This window comes from Paenibacillus sp. VCA1, from assembly GCF_031583795.1.
Classification (GTDB): Bacteria; Bacillota; Bacilli; order Paenibacillales; family Paenibacillaceae; genus Paenibacillus_AQ; species Paenibacillus_AQ albilobatus.
In genome coordinates this window covers 1-21659 of sequence record NZ_JAVLSX010000013.1, presented here as the reverse complement: position 1 = coordinate 21659, position 21659 = coordinate 1, and the positions used below count along the sequence as shown (strand labels likewise).

13 protein-coding genes and 1 pseudogene are annotated in these 21659 nt (G+C 56.5%); 3 read left to right on the top strand and 11 right to left on the bottom strand.

The window, feature by feature from the left end:
• The first annotated feature begins 28 nt into the window (after positions 1 to 28).
• Both RJP21_RS24850 and RJP21_RS24845 read left to right on the top strand, forming a co-directional pair.
• On the top strand, positions 29 to 1228 hold the full coding sequence (locus RJP21_RS24850; protein WP_310861692.1) for a sensor histidine kinase: 1200 nt from the start codon (positions 29 to 31) through the stop codon (positions 1226 to 1228).
• A 126-nt stretch (positions 1229 to 1354) separates the two neighbouring features.
• A complete protein-coding gene (locus RJP21_RS24845) occupies positions 1355 to 2026 on the top strand; it encodes a response regulator (RefSeq protein WP_310861691.1) in 672 nt (223 codons plus the stop codon).
• 186 nt (positions 2027 to 2212) lie between these two features.
• Here RJP21_RS24845 and RJP21_RS24840 read toward each other — a convergent pair whose 3' ends face one another.
• From RJP21_RS24840 to xylA, 11 genes and pseudogenes are all read right to left on the bottom strand, one after another.
• The gene (locus tag RJP21_RS24840; protein ID WP_310861690.1) at positions 2213 to 4243 is read right to left on the bottom strand and encodes a beta-galactosidase; all 2031 of its coding nucleotides are present in this window, start codon (positions 4241 to 4243) and stop codon (positions 2213 to 2215) included.
• A gap of 22 nt (positions 4244 to 4265) precedes the next feature.
• Positions 4266 to 4415: pseudogene (locus tag RJP21_RS24835) on the bottom strand (family 1 glycosylhydrolase); the annotation flags it as partial.
• Positions 4416 to 4428: 13 nt separating this feature from the next.
• Positions 4429 to 6801: a glycoside hydrolase family 95 protein gene (locus RJP21_RS24830; RefSeq protein WP_310861689.1), complete on the bottom strand. Its 2373-nt coding sequence runs from the start codon at positions 6799 to 6801 to the stop codon at positions 4429 to 4431.
• Positions 6802 to 6971: 170 nt separating this feature from the next.
• On the bottom strand, positions 6972 to 9296 hold the full coding sequence (yicI, locus tag RJP21_RS24825; RefSeq protein WP_310861688.1) for an alpha-xylosidase: 2325 nt from the start codon (positions 9294 to 9296) through the stop codon (positions 6972 to 6974).
• Between the two features lie 107 nt (positions 9297 to 9403).
• Entirely contained in the window at positions 9404 to 11125 is a 1722-nt protein-coding gene (locus RJP21_RS24820) for an ABC transporter substrate-binding protein (protein ID WP_310861687.1), read from the bottom strand.
• Between the two features lie 107 nt (positions 11126 to 11232).
• On the bottom strand, positions 11233 to 12141 hold the full coding sequence (locus RJP21_RS24815) for a carbohydrate ABC transporter permease (protein WP_310861686.1): 909 nt from the start codon (positions 12139 to 12141) through the stop codon (positions 11233 to 11235).
• Positions 12142 to 12210: 69 nt separating this feature from the next.
• Entirely contained in the window at positions 12211 to 13194 is a 984-nt protein-coding gene (locus RJP21_RS24810) for an ABC transporter permease (protein ID WP_397386280.1), read from the bottom strand.
• Between the two features lie 152 nt (positions 13195 to 13346).
• Positions 13347 to 14903, bottom strand: a complete 1557-nt coding sequence (locus RJP21_RS24805; protein ID WP_397386284.1) for a response regulator transcription factor — start codon at positions 14901 to 14903, stop codon at positions 13347 to 13349.
• Between the two features lie 6 nt (positions 14904 to 14909).
• The gene (locus RJP21_RS24800; protein WP_310861684.1) at positions 14910 to 16691 is read right to left on the bottom strand and encodes a cache domain-containing sensor histidine kinase; all 1782 of its coding nucleotides are present in this window, start codon (positions 16689 to 16691) and stop codon (positions 14910 to 14912) included.
• Positions 16692 to 16779: 88 nt separating this feature from the next.
• Complete coding sequence (gene xylB, locus RJP21_RS24795; RefSeq protein ID WP_310861683.1) at positions 16780 to 18276, bottom strand: xylulokinase; 1497 nt, start codon at positions 18274 to 18276, stop codon at positions 16780 to 16782.
• 231 nt (positions 18277 to 18507) lie between these two features.
• Positions 18508 to 19824 carry a xylose isomerase gene (xylA, locus tag RJP21_RS24790; protein WP_310861682.1) on the bottom strand — a complete coding sequence of 439 codons (1317 nt, stop codon included), beginning with the start codon at positions 19822 to 19824 and terminating at the stop codon, positions 18508 to 18510.
• Between the two features lie 303 nt (positions 19825 to 20127).
• On the opposite strand from xylA, the gene RJP21_RS24785 reads away from it, so the two are divergent.
• Positions 20128 to 21288, top strand: coding sequence for an ROK family protein (locus tag RJP21_RS24785; protein ID WP_310861681.1), 1161 nt, complete (start codon positions 20128 to 20130; stop codon positions 21286 to 21288).
• Positions 21289 to 21659: the final 371 nt, after the last annotated feature.

Here is a 21659-nt window from a genome sequence, read left to right as displayed (position 1 = left end):
CGCATCTTTTGTTTTGGAGGTAACCGCCATGAAAAACAGCAAGGCCAATCCAAAAATACCGGGCGCCGCCACACGCGTGCGCAGCCTGCTGTTCACCCTCCTCCTCGCCTTCTCCATGGTTCAAAACCTGAGCCGCGCCCCGCTCCATGAGGCATTGCCCGGCGCGGCCCTGATGATTGGCTGCTTATCGCTGTTATGGATGCCGGTCCGGTTCAAGCGTCCCTGGATAATTCTTGCGGCCGCGTCGATCATTTGGGTCGGCACCATGTCGTTTTGGCTTGCCGAAGGGTTGAACGCGACGATTTATATCGTGCTCATCTTCCTTACGGGATGGGTCACCTCATGGGTGCCGTCGGCGCACTCCGCCATTTTTACGGCTGCTACCTGCGTTGCGAGCCTTTTCCTCCTCTTTTATGTGAGCGGACAGGGACCCGAATCGTTGTTTACCCATGGGATGGGACTCGCCGGCATTTACCTGCTGATGTGGGGCAGCAAAGTCCGGAAGGACGCGCGCAGGATGGAACAACGGCATTTGAAGGAGCTTACGGAAGCGCACCAACAGCTTGAGCAAGCCTACGCTCAGCTTCACGAAGCCCATCTGGAGCTGGAAGAGGCCGCCGAACGTTCGCTCCGTTATGCCGTTCTGGAAGAACGAAGCCGGATCGCCGCGGATATCCACGACAGCATCGGGCATGGTCTGACCTCCGTCATCGTGCAGCTGCAGGCGCTGCCGTACATGATCCGGGCAGCCCCGGACGAAGCGCGCTCCGCGCTGCAAAGCGTGACCGAAATCGCCCGCGGATGCCTGCAGGACGTCCGGGCGGTCGTTCATGAAATGGGTCTCTCCCATACCGGCATGACCGGACTGAAAAAGCTTGCCGACAATTTCGCCGAACGAAGCGGGCTTGAGGTCGATTTTGCCGCCGATCTGCATGAACAAATTCCGCCCGAACAAATCGACGTGCTGTACCGCATCCTTCAGGAAGGATTGACGAACATTTTGCGCCATGCCGAGGCGACCGCGGCCGAAATTCGGCTGTCGGGGGAGCGCGACCGCATCATCATGACCATTCGCGATAACGGTCGGGCCGAGTCTCCCGTCAAGCCGGGATTCGGCCTGTCGGCGATGAAGGCAAGATGCGAAAAAGCCGGAGGCTCTCTCGCGATCCGTACGATACATCCCCATGGATTGGAGCTTGTGGCGCAGCTGCCGAAAAAGAAAGGTTAGAGAATCCCCGCAAATGAGCGATTGTTCCGAAGTTATTCAGGTACGCTAGGAGAACCATGAATGATAAAAATACTATAAACGCTTCGCTGTCTTTAAACAGGCGAAACGAGAAAGAGGTGGCCCAACATGCCCACCGAACGGATCCGCGTCATCATTGCCGACGACCAGCCTTTGATCCGCCACGGACTCGGGTTCATCATCAAAGTCCAACAGGATATGGAATGGTGCGGAGAAGCCGGCAACGGCCATGAAGCCGTCACGCTCGCCCTGAAGGAACGCCCCGACATCGTGCTGATGGATGTGCAAATGCCCGAACAGGACGGCATCGAAGCCACCCGGGAGTTGAAGCGGCTGCTGCCGGATGCGAAAGTGATCATCCTGACCACCTTCGACCTGGAGGAATACGTGTATGAGGGCATTCGCGCCGGCGCCGCCGGGTATTTGCTGAAAGACGCCGACCCGGACGAACTGCTGAACTCGATTCGCGCGGCCCATCGCGGAGAAGCGATTTACCGTACCTCCGCCGCGGCCAAAATGATTTCGGAAGCCTTACAGATGTCCGCTGCGGCGCAGGGCAAAAAGGACGCGCTTTCCAATCTGCCCGACCCGCTGACCGACCGCGAGCTGGAAGTGCTTCAGGAGATGGCTTACGGCCTGAAAAACGAGGACATTGCCGCGAGGCTTCATATCAGCGAAAGCACCGTCAAAACCCATGTGCATCGGATTTTGCAAAAAATCGGCGCGGAAGACCGCACGCAGGCGGTCGTGCTGGCCATCCGCAACCGGTGGGTGGACTAGCGCCGCACACCGGAAAACCGAAAAGAGGCCGTCCCAAAAGATCTTGGATCTTGAGGGCGGCCCCATTTTTGCTGTTGAGAGACGCTACGGATACGGATCATTCCTCCCGTCGCTCTTGCGCTCCAATTTCCTGAATGGTTTTCGCACTAGAAATTGGAAGTGAATCCAGCATTCGATTGAATGAATCTATACCTCTTCCAATATCAATACCCCGCGTCCCGGCAGTTCCACGGTTCCCGACAGTATTTGTCCCGACAGCAAATCCCGATGCTTGCCGCTGCCGATGTCGACTGCCGCAAGGTCCGCGTTATGGTTCAACAGGAAGAGGAAGGAACGGCCTTCCTTCACGCGCCTTGCGGCTTCAACCCCATCGGGCAGCCGCTCGACCAGAGGTTTGACCCCTTGATCCGCGCACAGCTTGGCAAGGAACGGACGCAAAAACTCCGGTGCTGGGCTAGTGGCCACATAATACGCCTTGCCTTTTCCGTAAGCATGAACGGTCAAAGCAGGCATGCCTTGATAAAAATCCGAGCCGTATTCCGCCAGCACTTCGGCCCCCTCCGCATGGATCAGGTCGAACAGCATTTCGCAGTCATAGGAACCGTCCAGCTCGCCAAACGGTTCTTTCATCACGATCTGGTTGTACTGGCCCGCAGGAAGGGCATCGATTTCCTCCGCCCAGATGCCAAGCAGCGGACGAAGCTCGCCCGGATAACCGCCGGTCGTGACGCGGTCGTTTTCATTGACGATGCCGCTGAAAAACGTCGTGACGAACGTGCCGCCCGCCGCCGTAAAGGCCTCCAGCTTTTTGGCAACCCCCGGTTTGACCATATACATGACCGGCGCGATGACGATGTCGTACCGGCTGTAATCGGCTTCGACGCTGATCATGTCGGCTTGAATCCCGAGCTTGAACAAGGCGTCATAATATTTATGCACTTCGCGCACATACTGCAGCTCAACCGTCGGACCGCTCGAAAGCTCGATCGCCCAGCGGTTTTCCCAATCATAAAGGATCGCCACCTTTGCATCGCTTCGGGCGTCGAGAAGCCTGTCCCCGAGCCGTTTCAGCTCTTCGCCGAGCTCGGCGACCTCGCGGAATACGCGCGTATGCTCGTGCCCCGCGTGCTCGATGACCGCGCCGTGAAACTTCTCGCAAGCCCCGATCGAACGCCGCATTTGGAAAAACATGACCGTATCCGCGCCGCGGGCGACGGCCTGATAGCTCCACAGCCGCATGACGCCGGGTCTTTTGAGCGAGTTGTAGGCCTGCCAGTTCTGCTGGCTCGGCGTCTGCTCCATCAACAGGAACGGCATCCCGTCCTTCAGCCCGCGCATCAAATCATGCACCATCGCCGTTTCGCTGACGGGCGTGTTAAGCGACGGGTAATTGTCCCAGGAGATGACATCCATCTCTTTGGCCCAATCGAAATAGTTCAGCTCCGGGTACGTTCCCATCAGGTTGGTCGTAACCGGCACGTCCTTGCTGTGCTCGCGGATCGCCTCCGCTTCGATTTTGTAGCATGCCAGCAGGCTGTCCGACATAAACCGGCGATAATCAAGCGAAATGCCTTGAAACGCGCTGACGTTGCCTTCCCCTTCTTCGCTGAGGCCGCTTGGAAGCACGATGTCGTCCCAATCGTAAAACGTATGTCCCCAGAAGCGCGTATTCCATGCTTGATTGACGGCATCGAGCGTTCGGTAGCGGTTTTGCAGCCATTCGCGAAAAGCCGCCTCGCATCGTTCGCAGTAACAGTAACCCCCGTATTCGTTCGAGACATGCCAGAGCAGTAGCGCGGGATGATCCTTGTAGCGCTCCGCCAGCTTGCCGGCGATCAGTCCGGAATATTTGCGGTACGTCGGGCTGTTCGGGCAGGAATTATGCCGTCCGCCGAACTTGCGCTTCCGCCCGTAAAAATCGACCCGGGTCACGTCCGGATGCCGTTTGGCCATCCAGGCCGGATGCGCCGCCGTGCTCGTCGCCAGCACGACGCCGATGCCGTCCGCATGCAGGCGGTCCATCGTTTCGTCCAGCCAGGCGAAATCGTACGTATGTTCATCCGGCTGGTTCAGCGCCCAGGAAAAAACGTTGATCGTCACGACGTCGATCCCGGCCAGCTTGAACATCCGGTGGTCTTCCTTCCACTCTTCCGGCCCCCACTGCTCCGGATTATAGTCTCCGCCATACCAAATTTTCGGCAGCTTCGGATGGATCAAATTCGGCCTCCCCCTTTACTCGGTTGTCCCCGTTTTCCACCTTTCCCCACGTATGGGAAAACGTATCCCAGATCGAAAGCCCGCGCCCGTCCTCGTCGTACGCCCCTTCGATCTGACAGGAGGCCGTCGCGGCCCCCCAGCGGAAATCGGACGAAAGTTGAAATATGCTCATGCCATTTCTCCTCTCACATCGGTGTTATCGTATAGATCTCGCCCGGCTGCGTCGCAAATTCTTCCGCGGCCGAAACCAAGGTCCCGTCTTGGCGCTGGACGACATAAACGTCCCCGTTCAAAATCCGGCAGGCGCGGCCATGCGTGGACGTGATGTTCGCCTGGATCAGCCGGCCTTCCGCCCATTCCATGGCGACGGTAAAGCCGCCGCGGGCGGCCAGCCCTTTAACCTTGCCGCAACTCCAGGCTTCAGGCAGCGCCGGGAGCAACTCCAGACCACCGGCATGGCTTTGAAGCAGCATCTCCGCCACCCCCGCCGTAAACCCAAAGTTGCCGTCGATCTGAAACGGCGGGTGGTTGCCGAACAGGTTCGGCAGGGTCGAATCGGTCAACACCCGGTGGATGCTGCGGTAAGCCCGTTCCCCGTCGCCCAGCCGGGCGAATAAATTGATCATCCAGGCTGCGCTCCAGCCGGTATGGCCGCTGCCGGCCGCAAGTCTCGCCTCAAGCGTCGCCGAGGCGGCTTCGGCAAGCTCCGGCGTCAGCCGCGGATGGATGGCATTCCCGGGATACAAGCCGTACAAATGGGAAACATGCCGGTGTCCCGGTTCATGCTCGGCAAAATCCCCGCTCCACTCCCTGACCCGCCCGTCGGGCCCGATGCCCGGATGGGCCAGCCGTTCCCGCCGTGCCGCCAGCCCGTCGCGGAGCTCGGCATCCGTGTTCAAAATGGCCGACGCCTGAATACAGTGGCCGAACAGCTCGTCGATCAAGGCCATATCCATGGCGGAGCCTTGCGCTATGCTGCACGGCGTGCCGTCCGCCGTCAGAAAAACGTTCTCCGGCGACGTCGATAAAGGTGTCGTCCATGCGCCGTCCGGACGCTGCACCAGCCAATCCAGGCAAAACAGCGCGGCTCCTTTCAAGATCGGATACGCCGTTTCCCGTAAAAACGAAAGATCCGGCCGGAACGCATACCTCTCCCATAAATGCCTGGACAGCCAGACACCGGCCATCGGCCAAAACGCCCATTTGGCGCTGCCTGCCGACGGCGTCGACATCCGCCACAAATCGGTGTTATGATGCGCGGCCCACCCGCGGCAACCGTAATGGACCGCGGCAGTACGCCCGCCGCTGTCGCTGAGCTCGCGGATCAGGTCGAAAAGCGGCTCGTGGCATTCTCCCAGGCTGCAGCTTTCCGCCGGCCAATAGTTCATTTCCGTATTGATGTTGGTCGTATAATTGCTGTTCCATGGCGGCTGAAGATGCGGATTCCAAATCCCTTGCAGGTTCAGGGCTTGGGTACCGGGCCTGGAGCCGGCGATCATCAAATACCGCCCGTAATGAAAGAGCAGGCTTTCCAGCTCGGGATCGTACGCTCCGCCCCGATAGGCTGTCAGCCGTTCATCCGCAGGGAGGTTCGCGGCTGCTCCCGCTTCCGTCCCCGGGGTCTCCGTACCGAGGAGCAAATCGCAGCGGTCAAACAAGGAGCGGTAATCCTGCACGTGTCGCTCCCGAATCTCTTCAAACTCTGCCGGCGCGTCCCGCAAAATCCGCGAGCATGTTGCAGCCGGCGGCAACCCGTCCCGTCCCGGCATGACGTCGTATCCGACGAAATCCGTCGCCGCCGTAAGCAGGAGCAATACAGCCCCGGCCTGCCGGATGATCAAGCGCCCGTTCTCCGTTTTCGCCTCACCGCCTTGGGTTTTCGCGGTCAGCATCACCGAGAAGCTAAGCCCCATCGTGTCCTCGTACAGAACCGGACGCGGATGGTCGCCGCGGTAATTTTCCGCGACATGGGACGGACTGCGGCCGGTTAATACCAGCGCCCCATCCCCTTCGATCCGGCACGGATGCGGGGAAGACAGCCAGACTTCCATATCGGGCAGCGCCGCTTCGCCGCTTCCGTCGGCCTTTTCGGCGCGGATATGAACGGCGATCACGTCGTCCGCATGGCTGGCGAGCACCTCCCGGACGATTTTTACGCCATCAGCTTCAAATCCCGCCTCTACCACGGCCTCCTCCAAATCCAGCGTCCGGCGGTAGTTTCGGATTTCTCCTTCGATGCGGGTTGCGATATGCAAATCGCCAAGCGGTTGATAGGATTCGCTCCGGCGGCCGATCATGCTTCCTTCGATCAGCGCCTCCGCCTCGGTGTATCTTCCCTGGGCCGCCAATTCCTTGGCAAGATTCAGATGGCGGAGCGCTTCATAATTTAACGTATCCCGCGGGAACCCCGACCAAAAGGTGTCTTCGTTCAGCTGAATCCGCTCTTCCCGGTCTCTGCCGAACACCATGCCGCCCAGCCGCCCGCTTCCGACGGGCAAAGCTTCGGTCCACTCCTCGGCCGGCCCCCTATACCATAATGTTTTTCTGTATTGACTCATTCGCGTTTTCCCCTTCCCAGACCCATTTTTCAACTCATCTTACTTGCCATGAGCTTTCCATAGGCGGGCGGAAGGTTCCTTCCTCCAAATGCATTTTCCGCAAAATATTACACGCGAGGTTTTTGCAAAATCCAGACGCTCAAATATTTGCACGCTTTCCGCTTCCCGGTTCAAAAGCAAATCGTCAGTTCCGCGGCGCTGGCATCCGGCGTCACGACGATTCCGCGCTCCGTGCTCGCCGCCCGGCCGCCTTTCACGCTCGCCACCTGGCTTACGCCCGGTAAAACGGCCTTCCAGTCCGAAGTGCCCGACGCCTCGACGCGCACGGAAAGTTCGCCGCCGGCCAAAACCGCTTTTGCCTGCAGCGCGGGCTTCCCTTTCAGGTCCGGAACGGTCACCCGCATCTCCTTGCCTTCCTCCGGCGCAAAGATATGAAGCTCCACGCCGTCCGCAAAATCATAGTCCGGTTTATCGTCCACGGCGCCGACCGGGATGATGCTGCCCGGACGCACGTAGAGCGGCAGGCTCATGAAACCGTGCTGCTCCGTGATCCAACGGCCGCCCTGCACTTGCTCTCCCGTCAGGAAGGAATTCCACGTACCCGGCGGCAAATAAAACTCGACTTGTCCGTCTTCGCTGAAAACCGGCGCAACCAAAAGCGAATCGCCCAGCATGTACTGCCGGTCGAGCGTACGGCATCCCGGATCATCCGGGAACTCGAGCACCATCGCCCGCATCAATGGCAGCCCCAGGACCGAAGCGTCCACGGCGGCGCCGAACAGGTACGGCATCAGGCGGCATTTGAGCTTCGTGAAAAATCGCATCACCTCTACGGCTTCCTCCCCGAACAACCACGGCACGCGGTACGATTGGTTGCCGTGAAGGCGGCTGTGGCTGGACAGCAGGCCAAATGCCGCCCAGCGCATATAGACGTCGGCCGGTGCCGTGCTTTCGAAGCCCCCGATATCGTGGCTCCAGAAGCCGAAGCCGGACAGGCCCAAGGAAAGGCCTCCGCGCAGGCTTTCCGCCATCGAATCGTAGTTGGCCGTGCAATCCCCGCCCCAGTGGACCGGGAACTGCTGGCCCCCGGCCGTCGCGGACCGGGCGAACAAAGCCGCTTCCCCTTTGCCGAGCTTTTCTTCCAGCACTTCAAACACCGTTTGGTTGTAAAGCTGGGTGTAATAGTTATGCATCCGGTGCGGGTCGGAGCCGTCAAAATAAACCGCGTCGGTCGGAATCCGCTCGCCGAAGTCCGTCTTGAACGAATCCACGCCCATATCGACAAGCTCGCGCAAATAATCGCCGTACCAGCGGCACGCATTCGGATTCGTGAAATCAACGATCGCCATCCCCGGCTGCCAACGGTCCCACTGCCAGACGCCGCCGTCCTTGTTTTTCAGGAAATAGCCGTTCTCGGCCCCTTCATCAAACAATCGCGACTGCTCGCTGATATACGGGTTGATCCAGACGCAAATTTTCAGCCCTTTTGCTTTCAATCGTTCCAGCAATCCCCGCGGATCCGGGAATACGGCCTCGTCCCATTCGAAATCCGTCCAATGGAGCGGCTTCATCCAAAAGCAGTCGAAGTGGAACACATGCAGCGGAAGGTCGTGTTCCTTCATGCCGTCGACGAAGCTCATGACCGTCTGTTCGTCGTAATCGGTCGTAAAAGAGGTGGTCAACCACAAGCCGAAGGTCCAGGCCGGAGGAAGCGCCGGCTTGCCGGTGAGCGCCGTATAATTTTGCAGCACATGCCGCAGCGTTTCTCCGCCTACGATGAAATACTCCAGCTTTTCCCCTTCGACGCTGAACTGCACCTTCGACACCTTCTCGGAACCCACTTCGAAGGAAACGAGACCCGGATTGTTGACGAACACGCCGTATCCTTTGCTCGACAGATAAAAAGGAATGTTTTTGTAGGCCTGCTCCGTGCCCGTGCCGCCGTCGCGGTTCCAAATGTCGAGCGATTGCCCGTTTTTGACGAACGGCGTAAACCGTTCCCCAAGTCCATAGATATGCTCGCCGACGCCCAAATCAAGCTGTTCGCGCATGAAGGTTTGACCGTCCGCGCGCGTAATGTGGGCGAGCGCCTTAAGTCCGCTCCCCGTGATCCGTTTGCCGTCCTGATAAAAGGACATGCCCCAGTCGCCGCTGCGGCGGATGCTTGCCTTGAGCCGCCCGCTTTGCAGCCAAACCTCTTCATCGCCAAGCCCCGTTTGAACCTCGTGGTCCTCTTGTTCATGGATTCGGAATTCGGGCTTCAGCGGCGCTCCGCCTTTGTGATGGTGAACGAACACGCGAATGACGTCCTCCATCGGGGAAGAAAGGCCCACCGTCAGCATGGGCAAGTCAAGCATCGCCCAGCGCGGCGTCAAATCCCGGGGCGAAGCGTACACGCTTACCGTTTTTTCCCGGGCTTTCGGGTCATAAGCCTGAATCGGGCTCATAATTTCGAAGCCGGGCAGAGTCAACCAATTGCCGTCGCTAAATTTCATCTTTTAAGCTCACCCCAGGTAACAGGCGGGAAGCCCCGGCTTTGACCAGCCAAAACTTCCCGCCATTCATTTTTTTTGCATCCCTTTAAATGCCCTAGCGGGCGGTATTATTCATTCCACAGCTTCACGCGTTTTTTCACGAGCTCCTCGCGCAGCGTTTCGGCTTTTTCGACGCCCGCTTTTTCGATATCTTTCATGTACGCGTCCCATACCTTATCGAAATCGGCCGGTTTGGCCAAAATCGCTTCCGGAATCCGTTTCCACGTAATATCCTTCAGCTTGTTGTCCAGCACGACGATTTCGCTGTCGCCCGGAATGTTGATATTCCATGCCGCGCCCCAAGGTTTGACTTTAAACTCGTCTTCTTTCGGGAACAGATCTCTCCACGATTTGACGTTGTAGGCGGCCAGCGTTTTCTTTTCGACTTCGTTGTACGAGGTCTGGATTTGCTCCGGGAAGTTCGTCGTGTAGTAGTTTCCGGTCGAATCTTTTACGCCGTCGCCGTAATGAACGCCAAGCGTGTTGTAGAGGCCGATGCCTGTTTCCTTGGTGAAGTTGGTTGCGTCGTTAACCTTGCGGTCGCTGATTTCCTTCGGAATGACGCGTTTGCCGTTTTCGACGTTGTAGTGTTTGCCTTCAATTCCCCAGTTCAGCAGCACTTGCCCTTCATCGGAAGCCAGGTAATCGAGGAATTTGATCGCGCGGACCGGGTCTTTGCAGTCTTTGCTGATGCCGATGCCGTAGCCTGCCATATAACCTGTCGGCCAGAACGATGTTTCTTTGTATTCCTTGGTTAAAGTCACCGGATAATGGCCGTAGCCCTGATCGAATTTGCCCGCCGCTTTCAGCGCCTTTTCAGCGTCGCCGTAAGCCCAGTCCTGATCGATCAGGCCGATGACGCGGCCGGTTGCGATCTTTGCTTTGTATTGGTCGTATTTTTGCACGAAGCTTTCCGGATCAAGCAGCCCGATATCGTTCATATGATTGAGCCAGCGGAAATATTCTTTTTCCACGGGGCGCCGGAAATGGTACGTAACCTTTTGCGTATCCACGTCGATCGCGTATTCGCCGTCGTCCGGCGAGCCCGTCGTGTAAAAAGCCGGGTTCGTGACCGTAATGTACATGTACCAGTCGTCGGCGTTTAACGTCAGGCCGATGTTTTTGTTGCCGTTTTCGTCCGTCGGATGTTTTTCGATATATGATTTGATCACGTTTTCATAATCCTGGACCGTCCGGATTTCCGGATATCCCGCTTCGGCGACCGCCCGGTGCTGGAGTTCGAAGCCGCCGCCGGCCTGGAAGTACTGCTGCCCTACCCCCGCATAAGTCGGAATAGCGTAGATGGCATGGTCTTCATCGCTGTAACGGGCGCGTTTCAAGGAATCGCCAAGCACTTTTTTAATGTTTGGAGCATACTTGTCGATGAGATCGGTCAGATCCAGCATGGCGCCTGCGTCGACGAGCTTGCTGATATCGTTTTTGGCGCTGATGAGGTCGGGATATTGCCCGCTGGATGCGATCAAAGCCACCTTCTGCTGCGGATCGCCGACGGCGAACTCCGCGTCCAGGGTCACGCCGGTTTTTTCCGTAAGCACCTTGCCGATTTCGTCCTTCATCCCCGTCCAGTTCGGACTCGGGTCGGCGCTGAAAAAGGAGAACGTGATCGGCGAATTGTCGCTGCCCGTCGCTGCCTCCTTGCCGGAGCCGCCTGTTTTTACCTCCGCGTCGCTGCCGTTATTCCCCCCGCATCCGGCCAACATGCCGACAAACAAGGCGGAAACGAGCAGCAAAACCGAAGCTGTCGTTTTTCTCTTTCTGTTGCTTGCCATACTTGCACCCCTCCTGATGGATTCGAATGGATCTTCCAAACTGATCTATCTGTACAACATGGGAGCCGCTAAGCGCCCCTGATCATACCGTTTCGGACCGTCAAAGGTCAGCTTTTGACCGCGCCGAGCGTCATGCCTTTGACAAAATACTTTTGCAGGAACGGATACACCAGCAAAATCGGCACGGTGACGATAATGGTGATGGCCATTTTGATCGACTCCGGCGACACCTGATTGACTGCGGTTGCCACTACGTTCGTCCGGTAATCGCCGCCGCTGCCCGCCGTCGTGCTCTGCAGCACTTTCATCAGCTCATACTGAAGCGTCGTCAGCGACTCGCTGGAACCATTGTACAGGTACGTATCGAACCAGGCATTCCATTGTCCCACCGCCAAAAATAGCGAGATCGTCGCCAAAGCCGGCTTGGTCAGCGGCAGGATCACCCGCCAGTAAATCGTAAAATCGTTGGCCCCGTCAAGCTTGGCCGATTCCTGCAGCGCATACGGGATGCCGTCGATAAAGGATCGCATGACGAAAACATTAAAAGCGCTTACGACACCCGGCAAAATATAAACCGCAAACGTGTTCATGAGGCCCAAATCCTTCATCAGCATGTAAGTCGGAATAAGTCCTCCGGATACGTACATCGTCAACGCGAGACATGTGGACACGAATTTCCGTCCTTGAAAATCCTGGCGGCTGATCGAAAACGCAAGCATCGATGCGCTGAGCAGCCCAAGCAGCGTGCCCATCACGGTGCGGAGCGCCGATATTTTGAAGCCCGTGACCAATCCGCTGAACGTAAATATTTTTGTATAATTATCCCAAGTGAACTTTCGGGGAAAAACGGTAATTCCGCCGCGCACGCTGTCGATGGAATCGTTCAGCGAGATGGCAAGCACGTTCAGGAACGGATAAACGGTCACCACGACGACGAACAGCACCAACACATATACCACCGTATCAAAAATCCGGTCGGACCAGGATTTGCCGCGCGCAAATGCTGTATTCCCCACGATCGTTTCCCCCTTTCCCAAAATGTTGTCGCTTGCAAGAAGCCGTATGTAAGGGCCGTCCCCGGCATCCTATAACAGGCTTTCTTTCGTCGTGCGCTTGAAAATGCCGTTAATGGTGAACAACAGCACGACGCTGATAACCGAGTTGAAAATGTTGATCGCCGTACCGAAGGAATAACGGGCCATGCCAAGTCCGTATTTCAGCGAATACAGGTCAAGCACCTGCGAATAATCCGTCACCAGGTTGTTGCCGAGCAGGAACTGCTTCTCGAAGCCGATGTTCAGCAAGTTGCCGACGGACATGATGAGGAGTACGATAATGGTCGGCCGGATTCCCGGCAGCGTAATATGCCATATTTGGCGGAAACGGCTTGCCCCGTCCACCCGCGCCGCTTCGTACAGCTCGGGACCGATGCCCGCGATGGCGGCCAAATAAATAATGGCGTTCCACCCGGTTTCCTTCCACACGTCCGACAAGGTCACGATCCCCCAGAACAGATGCCCCTTCGCCATAAACTGGATCGGTTCGTGAATGAGCCCGAGTCCCAGCAGCACATCGTTGACCAGTCCGTTGTCGGTGGACAACATTTTGGTGACGATCCCCGCCGCCACGACCCACGACACGAAATGGGGCAAATACGAAATCGTTTGGGCAAAACGTTTGAACACGCTGAGGCGCACCTCGTTCAGCAAAATGGCGAACAAAATCGGGAACACGAAACCCGCAATCAGCCCCATGGTGCTCATCGCCAGCGTATTGCGCAGGGACAAAAGAAACTGTTCGTCGTGGAAAAGCGTCTTGAAATGTTCGAAGCCCACCCATTCCTGCTCGAAAAAGCTTCGCGCCGGCTTATATTTTTGAAATGCCATCGTCCATCCCCATAACGGGAGATAGCTGAACACGAACACCCAAATGACGAACGGAATCGACATCAGATACAAATACTTCTGGTTTCGGAACGTTTTCCAAAAACGTTTTCGGGACGCCGGCCTCCTGCCGGGCTTACCCCCGCGAACCGGAGCGCTGTCTGTTATGTTGGCTGCCGCTCTCAATGCACATGCCCTCCTCTCTATACCCCCATTTTAAATTGTTGTAAGCGATTGCAGTACCCGAAAAATTAGAGATAAAATCCTGTGAAAATTAGACATTTTCGCCAGCTCCGAACACCCGTTCCTTGAATGCAAAAAAAGAAAACCCCTTACCGTCATTTTCCCTTACGGTAAGAGGTTGGAGATACCCCGACATATTTGCGGAATTTCATATTAAAATAATCCGGGTTCATATATCCCACTTTTTCGGCGACTTCGTACACCTTCATGCCTTGGTCCAAAAATGCCTTCGCTTTTTCGATGCGGACCTTATCCAAATATGTGTTAAAATATTCGCCGGTCGTATTTTTGAACATTTTCCCCAGGTAAGCGCTGTTATAGTTAAACAGATCGGCCAGCGTTTCGAGCTTCAAGTTTTCATTGTAACGCCGCTCGATCAGTTCCGACATACGCTCGATCTCGCTTCCCCGGCTTTCGCAGCGCATCCTTTCGGAAATTTCCATAAAATAAGCGACGGCCGAACCGGTCAGTTCGCTTATGTGACTGCTTGCGTAAAAAGCGCCGACCGGAACCCCGTGCTCCGTCCAAAAAGCGCGCATATCCGGATGGGACGATTCCAAACGGATCAGCACGCTGCCCGCCAGCCGGATCAGATTCTCCTTAAACTTCAATTCATCCATTCCTTCGGCCGCCATGCGCCGGCATATCGCTTCGACGAGGGGCTCCAGTTTTGCGGAATTGCCGGTCTCCAAAACAAGCAGCAGCCGGTGTTCGGCTTCGTCAGGCTCCAAAACCGGGTCTCCCTCTTCTTCCTGCCAAACCTCCGCCGAACGGTTCCGTATGAACGTATCTTGCGGGCAGAAAAAACTTCGCTTCAGCCCGTCGCTTGCCGCCGCCAAGGAAATATGCGCCTCCTCCGGCCCGGACACCATTCCGCCCGCCGCCGCGCTGAAGGCCAGCCCCTCCGCGCCCCCCGCGGACATAAACTCCGGGATCATCCGGTACAGCTCCCGATCGCCTTCCCGGCATTCCGGCGGTGTCGTTAGAAGAAGTCCGAGATACGGAGGAAAGTGGAAGCATATACCTAGCGCTTGCTGCCGAAAGCCCTCGTCCAAAGCCTGCCGGATCCGGGACAACGCCTCTTCGTCAGCCGCCTGCAATCGCCCGAGCCGCAGCAGCACGACCTCGCAAGGCCCTTCCGGAATGCCGAGGGAAGCCGCCAGGCTCGCCAGCCGTCCGCCATCCAATGAGCCGGACTCCGGCAGCAGCAATTCCTTCAGCACCGCCTCTTTGCTCCGGGCCGGTTCTTCCCGGCTCCACTGGTTGAACTGCCGCTCTTTTTCGATCGCCTCCCGGATTTGTTCGAGATAGGATACGAGTTCGTCCTCGTCCACCGGTTTGAGCAAATAACCGTCGACGCGGCAGGAAATCGCGCGTTTGGCATACTCGAAGTCGGCATAACCGCTCAGAATCAGCATATGGCTGTCCGCTCCGCGGCTGCGCAGCTCCTGAATGAGCTGCAGACCGTCCATGCCCGGCATCCGGATGTCCGCCAAAATCAACTCGGGTTTATGCGCTTCGTATTTCTCTAAAGCCTCCTGGCCGTTCGCCGCCGCATCGACCACCCGATACCCCTGTTCTTCCCAAGGGATCAACGTTCGCAAGCCTTCGCGCAGCTTCGGTTCGTCATCAACGATCAATACCTTCAGCATCATCCATCACCCCCCTTCCATCGGAATGGCGAAGGAGATCGCCGTCCCGCTGCCGGGCCGGCTATGTATGGATAAACCGCATGGTTCCCCATACGTAAGCTTCAACCGGACATGCACGTTGCGCAGCCCGATCCGCTCGCCTTCCCGTTCCTCCGTATCTTCCAGCGTCCGCATGATTTTGTCCATTCTCTCCTCCGTTATGCCGATACCGTTATCCGTGATGGTGAACTCGGCCGCGTTGTTTTTCCTCTGAATCCGAACTTTGACGACCGCTCCTTCCGCCGTATTGTCCAAGCCGTGCACGACGGCGTTTTCCACCAGCGGCTGGATGATCAGCGGGGGCACGTACAGCGCCTCCAGATCCGGATCGACTTGAAACTCGTACCGGAGCCGGTCCTCATAACGAAAACGCTGAATCTCCAGGTAACAGCGGACCATCTCCAGCTCCTGCTTCAGTGGGATTTTGCTGTTGCCGACCTCGAGGTTGTTCCGCATCATTTTGCCGAGCAGCCGCACGATTCTCGCAATTTCCGTCTGCCCTTGCATATGGGCCTCCATCCGGATCGATTCCAGCGCATTAAACAGAAAATGGGGATTGATTTGGCTGGCCAGCATTTTAAAGCGGATTTCGCTTTGTTTTTGCTCCAGCAGCCGGTTCCGTTCATTGGACACCGTCACTTCCTCCATCAAGTCGTGGATGTTGCGGACCATGGAGTTGAACTGCCTGGACAACAGCCCGATTTCATCCTTGCCGTCGATTTGCAGCGTCGTGTCGAAATCCCCGAGCCCGACCCGGTTAATATGCCTGCTGAGCCGCAGCATCCGCCGGGAAAACAGGGACGAGACGCCATAAATGAGCAGGAAAGCCAAAATGATGCTGATCACGATGACCGTAAGCGCCAATCGGATGATTTTGTTCGGTTCCTTGACGATGCTGCCGATCGAAAAAACGGAAATGATCCGCACCCCGTTTTCGCTGGAAACCGGTTTGAGCTCGTCGATCAGCACTTTGGAAGGGACGCCGTTGAGCGTGGCCTCGAAAGTCCCGCTGCGTTTGGTCATCATGTTGCGGTCGAGCGAAAGGTCGGTCAGCTTCTTGTCCTTCCAATCATCGCGGTTGGCCGCGACGATGTTGTCCTGATCGTCCACGATCATCGTATCGAAGGTTTCCTGGTTCAGGATGGAGTTCAGCATGTTCGCGTTTACGTTCAGCACCAGCACGCCGTATTTTTTCAAGCTTTCGAGTTCGATCGTCCGCACCAGGCTCAAATATTTTTTATGGTCGCGTTCGTCCTCGATATACCGCCAGCTGACCAGGCTTTCATGCTTGAGCGCATGCCCGTACCAGTCGCTGGCCTTGATCTCGTCCGACGCGTTGATCAGCTCCCAGTTGTTGAGCAGCGTCGCGTTGTCGGTATAAAGACGGATGTTGGATATTTCTTTATAGAGTCTTAAATATTCCCGCATGTCGGGATATTCCCTGTAGGCCTCGACCACGTCGTATACGCTTTCATAATGCCGGTTCGCCAGCTTTTTAAGCCTGGCGTCGTTGGATAAACGGTAAGAAATGTCGAGCGAGACGCGAATGACCTCCTCGGTCCTCTTTTTGATCCGGTCGACGTTCGTCGAAGCTTGCTCCATCGCGTTGTTGAACGCCATCTGCCTCATTTCGGCGGTGAGGTATCCCCCGACCAGCAGCACCGGCAGGAGCGCCGCAAGCAGGAAAGACAGCAGCAGCTTATTCCGTATTTTGATATCGTTTAATAACGTGACGAAGCGGTGCCACATGTCTGTTTCCCCCACGGCGAGTCAGTTACCGAAAGCGTCCCCATCCCTTACGGATGCCGTTCCCTTTCTTACCTTCTAACTTTATATCCTATTTGCGGTAGGCCGCAAGCCTTTGGTTCAATTCCTTGGTTTGGCCGTATACGTCTTGATATACCGTAAACAAACCGTCATACTGCTTGACCTGCTCCGGATTCGGCGAAAAGACTTCAGCCGGACGGATAAACTTCTTCGCGCACGCTTCAAGCGACGGAAACCATCCGCAGCCGTACGCCGCCAGCATGGCGGCACCCATGGCAGGCCCCTGCTCGCTTTCGAGTTTGACGATGTCGGCATTAAAAATATCCGCCTGCATTTGCAGCCAGGTTTCGTTCTGAGCGCCGCCGCCGATCGCCGTCACCTCGGTAATTTCCTTGCCGGACCCGCGGATGATGCCGATGGACTCGCGCAGCGAAAACGTGATGCCCTCCAAAACCGCACGCGCAAAATGCTTTAGCGCATGGCCCGAATCCATGCCGATGAAGCTGCCGCGGATGTCCGCATCCGGATGGGGCGTGCGCTCGCCGGAAATGTACGGCGTAAACAGCAGTCCGCCGCTCCCCGCCGGAATGTCTTCGATGCCCTTCAGCAGCTCGTCAAAGGAGGATTCCTTCGCAAACGTTTCTTTAAACCAGGAAAGGCTGTGCCCCGCCGCCAAAGTGACGCCCATCACGTAAAAGGCGTTCTCTTCCCCGTGGTTGAAGAAATGCATTTTCCCCTGCGGATTGACGTCTTTCCGGCTTTCATAGGAAAGGACGACGCCCGACGTGCCGATGCTGCACATCGTTTTGCCTTCGCCCAAAATGCCCCCGCCGATCGCTCCGCAAGCATTATCCGCCCCGCCCGCAAACACCTTCGTCGAGGGGAGAAGCCCTGCCGCTTCAGCCACTTCCGGGAGCAGCGTGCCCGTCAGCTCGGAGGATTCCACCAGCTTCGGACAAAGCGACAAGGGCAGATCAAATGCGCCGGCAATGTCCGCGCTCCACGCTTTTTCCGCCACGTCGAGCAGCAGCGTGCCGGCCGCATCCGAATAATCCATCGCAAACTCGCCCGTCAGACGGTATCGGACGTAATCCTTCGGCAGCAAAAAGAGCGAAGCTTGGGACAGAATTTCCGGTTCATGCTCCTGCACCCACAATATTTTCGGAAGCGTAAACCCTTCCAACGCACGGTTGCGCGCAATGTCGAGCAGATTGTTTCCAAGCTTTTGTTCGATTTGGCGGCATTGTGTCGTCGTCCGCGTATCGTTCCACAAAATGGCCGGACGGAGCACCTTTCCTTCCGCGTCCACCAGCACCAGCCCGTGCATCTGTCCGGAAAAGCTGATGCCTTCCACGTCGGACGGGTCGGCCTGGGATTTCTCCATCAATTTACGCAGGCTCACGATGGTGCGCTCCGCCCAATCCTCCGGATGTTGCTCGCTCCAGCCCGGATTCGGGCGATGCAGCGGGTAGCTTTCCGCGTGCTCGCAGACCACCTGGCCTTCCTCCGACACAAGCACGGATTTGACCGCGCTGGTCCCGATGTCGATTCCGATTACGTATTTCATGAATAGCGCCTCCCAAGGCTAGATTCTTTTAAAAGAAAAACGTCTATCGACGTACTTTCACCGAAGACGGACCGCATTTTAGCGAAAATTTTTTTGCGAGTTAAGGATGCTTTGGCACGGAAGGTTTATACTTCCTTATCTTTTAAAAAGAAAGAGGCTGCCGAAGAATGCTTCTTCAGGCAACCTCCGCTGCATACTTTTTTTGCTCGCGTCCCTTTCGCGAACCTTTGCTTATTCCGCCAAAATGTATTGGTTCAACAGCGATTTCAGCATTTCCTGGCGTCCGGATTCGTTTTTGCGGGGCTGGTCGTTGTTCATCGCATATTCGGACAGGGAAGCCAGCGTCGCTTTGCCGGAAACGATCTCGGCGCCGACGCCTTCCTTGAAGCTGCTGTAACGTTTTTCGATGAAGTCGTCGAACACGCGGTCTTCGATCAGCTTGGCGGCTACTTTCAGCCCTTTGGCATACGTATCCATGCCGGCGATATGGGCCAGGAACAGATCCTCCGGCTCAAAAGACGGACGGCGCACTTTCGCGTCGAAGTTGATGCCGCCTTTGCCGAGGCCGTCGTTTTTGAGCACTTCGTACAACGTCAGCGTTGCGTCGTAGATGTTCACAGGGAATTCGTCCGTGTCCCATCCGAGCAGCATGTCGCCTTGGTTGGCGTCGAGCGAACCCAGCATGCCGTTGATCCGCGCCACGCGCAGCTCATGCTCGAACGTATGGCCTGCCAGCGTCGCATGGTTGGCTTCCAGGTTCAGTTTGAAATGTTTGTCGAGACCGTATTTTTGCAGGAACGAAATCGTCGTTGCCGCATCAAAATCATATTGGTGTTTCGTCGGCTCTTTTGGCTTCGGCTCGATCAGGAACTGGGCGTCAAAGCCGATTTCCTTCGCGTAATCCACTGCCATGGAGAACAGGCGGGCCATGTTGTCCATTTCCAGCTGCATGTCGGTGTTAAGCAGTGTTTCGTAACCTTCGCGGCCGCCCCAGAAAACGTAGTTTTCCGCTCCGAGACGTTTGCCGACCTCAAGGCCTTTCTTGATTTGGGCCGCCGCATATGCGTATACGTCGGCGTTGCAGGTCGAACCTGCGCCGTGCATGTAGCGCGGATTCGTGAACATGTTCGCCGTGTTCCACAGCAGCTTTTTGCCGGAAGATTTCATGCCCTGCTCAATGAGGTCCACGATCGTGTCAATGTTGTTGAAAAATTCCTTCAAGCTGCCGCCTTCCGGCGCGATGTCGACGTCATGGAAGCAGAAGTACTGCAGATTCATTTTATCCATGAATTCAAAAGCGGCTTCCACGCGGGCTTTCGCCTTATCCATGCCGCTGAGGTGATCCCAGCCGCGGACCGCGGTTTCGCTGCCGAACGGGTCGGTTCCGCCCGCGGTCAACGTATGCCAATAAGCCATGGCGAAGCGCAGATGCTCTTCCATCGTTTTGCCGGCAACTTTTTCCTCCGGATTATAGTACTTGAACGCAAACGGATTGGTCGAGCGGCTGCCCTCGTAATTGATTTTTCCGACGTTTTCAAAATATGCCATTGCGCATGCTCCTCCTTGGATACTGTATGTTTTACCCTGCTATTTTTTATCGACGAAAGCCTTTACAACACCATCCTAACACAAAGTTTTGACTTTGTATATTGGTTAAACTAAGTATTTTTATCATGTTGCATTTTGCAAAAGAAGACACTAGACTAGGGGGATACGATCATAAACGGCATCGCCGTCTTGACCGGCGGAGATTCCGTTTCGCGGATGAAATAAAAGCCTGATTAGAAGCGAGAAACATACAAATTCTTTTATTTTGGAATATCGAAAGGTTCCCTGAAGGATGTGTTTGACATGAATGTAACCGGCGACCAGGCCCTCGTCAAAAAAATAAACAAATCGCTGATCCTGCATACGATCCGCAGGCATCCCGAGCTGTCCCGCGCCCGAATTTCGGAAATTACGGGACTGAACAAAGCGACCGTGTCCAACTTGGTAGCCGAGCTGCAGCAGGAGCAGCTTGTCCTCGAAGCCGGTCCGGGCGAATCGAGCGGCGGGCGCAAACCTCTCATTTTGCATTTTAACGCGATGGCCGGCTGCGTGATCGGCATGGAGCTGCGCGTCAAGCAGATCTCCGCCGTCCTGTGCGATTTGAACGGGAACGTGCTCGCCGAAACGGAGGCCCCGCTTCGCCGGCACGATCTTGCTTATACGTTTGAACAAATGAAAACGATGATTGCCGGGCTGATCGCAGGCGTCCCGTCAACCCACTACGGCATCGTGGGCATCGGCGTCGGGGTGCCCGGCATGGTCGACGAGAACGGGGTTGTCCTGTTTGCGCCCAACCTCGGCTGGGAAATGGTCGATCTGCGCAGCATGCTGGAGGAGCATTTCGCGCTCCCCGTCATCATTGACAATGAAGCGAACAGCGGGGCACTCGGCGAGCTCCATTTCGGCCGGGGCCAAGATGTCCGGCATTTGCTGTATATCAGCGCGGGTTCGGGGATCGGTTCCGGGATCATTATCAGCGGCGAGCTGTACAAAGGTTCCAGAGGATATGCCGGCGAAACCGGCCATATGAGCATCGAAGCCGAAGGCATGCCCTGCAGCTGCGGCAGCCGCGGGTGCTGGGAGCTGTATGCTTCGGAGAAGGCGTACGATCTGGCGGCGAGCGAGCTCCCCTCCTATCAGACCCGGGAGCTCGTCCGTTATGCCGCCGAAGGCGACGAGGCTGCGCGTGGCCAGTTTCACGTCATGGGCAACTATCTCGGCATCGGCCTGACGAACCTGATCAACGGCTTTAATCCGGAGCTGATTGTGCTCGGCGGCGCGTTGTCCGAAGCCCGCGAATGGCTGGAGGAGCCGATGCAGCGGGTTGTTGCCAAACGGACACTCCCCTACCACAAGCAGCAGCTCGAAATCGCGTTTTCCGCGCTCGGCAGCCGGGCGACGATGATCGGAGCGGGCTTCTCCGCGGCGATGCATTTTCTGGGGCACACGAGGGTGATGGTGTAAACAAAAAAACGCCTTTCGGCGTTTTTTTTTGAATGGATATGGAGCGGGTGATGGGAATACTCAACATCCCGATTAAAAAGCGAGCCTCCGGCTCGCACCTAGAGGTAGATGTTGACGCGCGTCCTGATCGGGTCATTCCCAAAGAAGCTTGCACGGACGGTCGCACCCACGCGCGTGGGTTCTCTTCCCCACAAACCTCCATAAAACAAAAAAACGCCTTCGGCGTTGTTTTTATGTTTTATGGAGCGGGTGATGGGAATCGAACCCACGCTACCAGCTTGGAAGGCTGGTACCGCCCCTAGTCTGTGGTGTTCAATTTGGGCATAAAACCTTATAGATTAACGGTTTTTCGATTTTTCTCCTAGTCTGTG

Excerpts from the sequence above, each read along its gene's own strand:
- RJP21_RS24830 (WP_310861689.1), bottom strand. The coding sequence starts at position 6,801 with ATGAGTCAATACAGAAAAACATTATGGTATAGGGGGCCGGCCGAGGAG.
- RJP21_RS24845 (WP_310861691.1), top strand. The coding sequence starts at position 1,355 with ATGCCCACCGAACGGATCCGCGTCATCATTGCCGACGACCAGCCTTTG.
- RJP21_RS24800 (WP_310861684.1), bottom strand. The coding sequence starts at position 16,691 with ATGTGGCACCGCTTCGTCACGTTATTAAACGATATCAAAATACGGAAT.
- RJP21_RS24820 (WP_310861687.1), bottom strand. The coding sequence starts at position 11,125 with ATGGCAAGCAACAGAAAGAGAAAAACGACAGCTTCGGTTTTGCTGCTC.
- yicI (WP_310861688.1), bottom strand. The coding sequence starts at position 9,296 with ATGAAATTTAGCGACGGCAATTGGTTGACTCTGCCCGGCTTCGAAATT.
- RJP21_RS24850 (WP_310861692.1), top strand. The coding sequence starts at position 29 with ATGAAAAACAGCAAGGCCAATCCAAAAATACCGGGCGCCGCCACACGC.
- xylA (WP_310861682.1), bottom strand. The coding sequence starts at position 19,824 with ATGGCATATTTTGAAAACGTCGGAAAAATCAATTACGAGGGCAGCCGC.
- xylB (WP_310861683.1), bottom strand. The coding sequence starts at position 18,276 with ATGAAATACGTAATCGGAATCGACATCGGGACCAGCGCGGTCAAATCC.
- RJP21_RS24805 (WP_397386284.1), bottom strand. The coding sequence starts at position 14,903 with ATGCTGAAGGTATTGATCGTTGATGACGAACCGAAGCTGCGCGAAGGC.
- RJP21_RS24785 (WP_310861681.1), top strand. The coding sequence starts at position 20,128 with ATGAATGTAACCGGCGACCAGGCCCTCGTCAAAAAAATAAACAAATCG.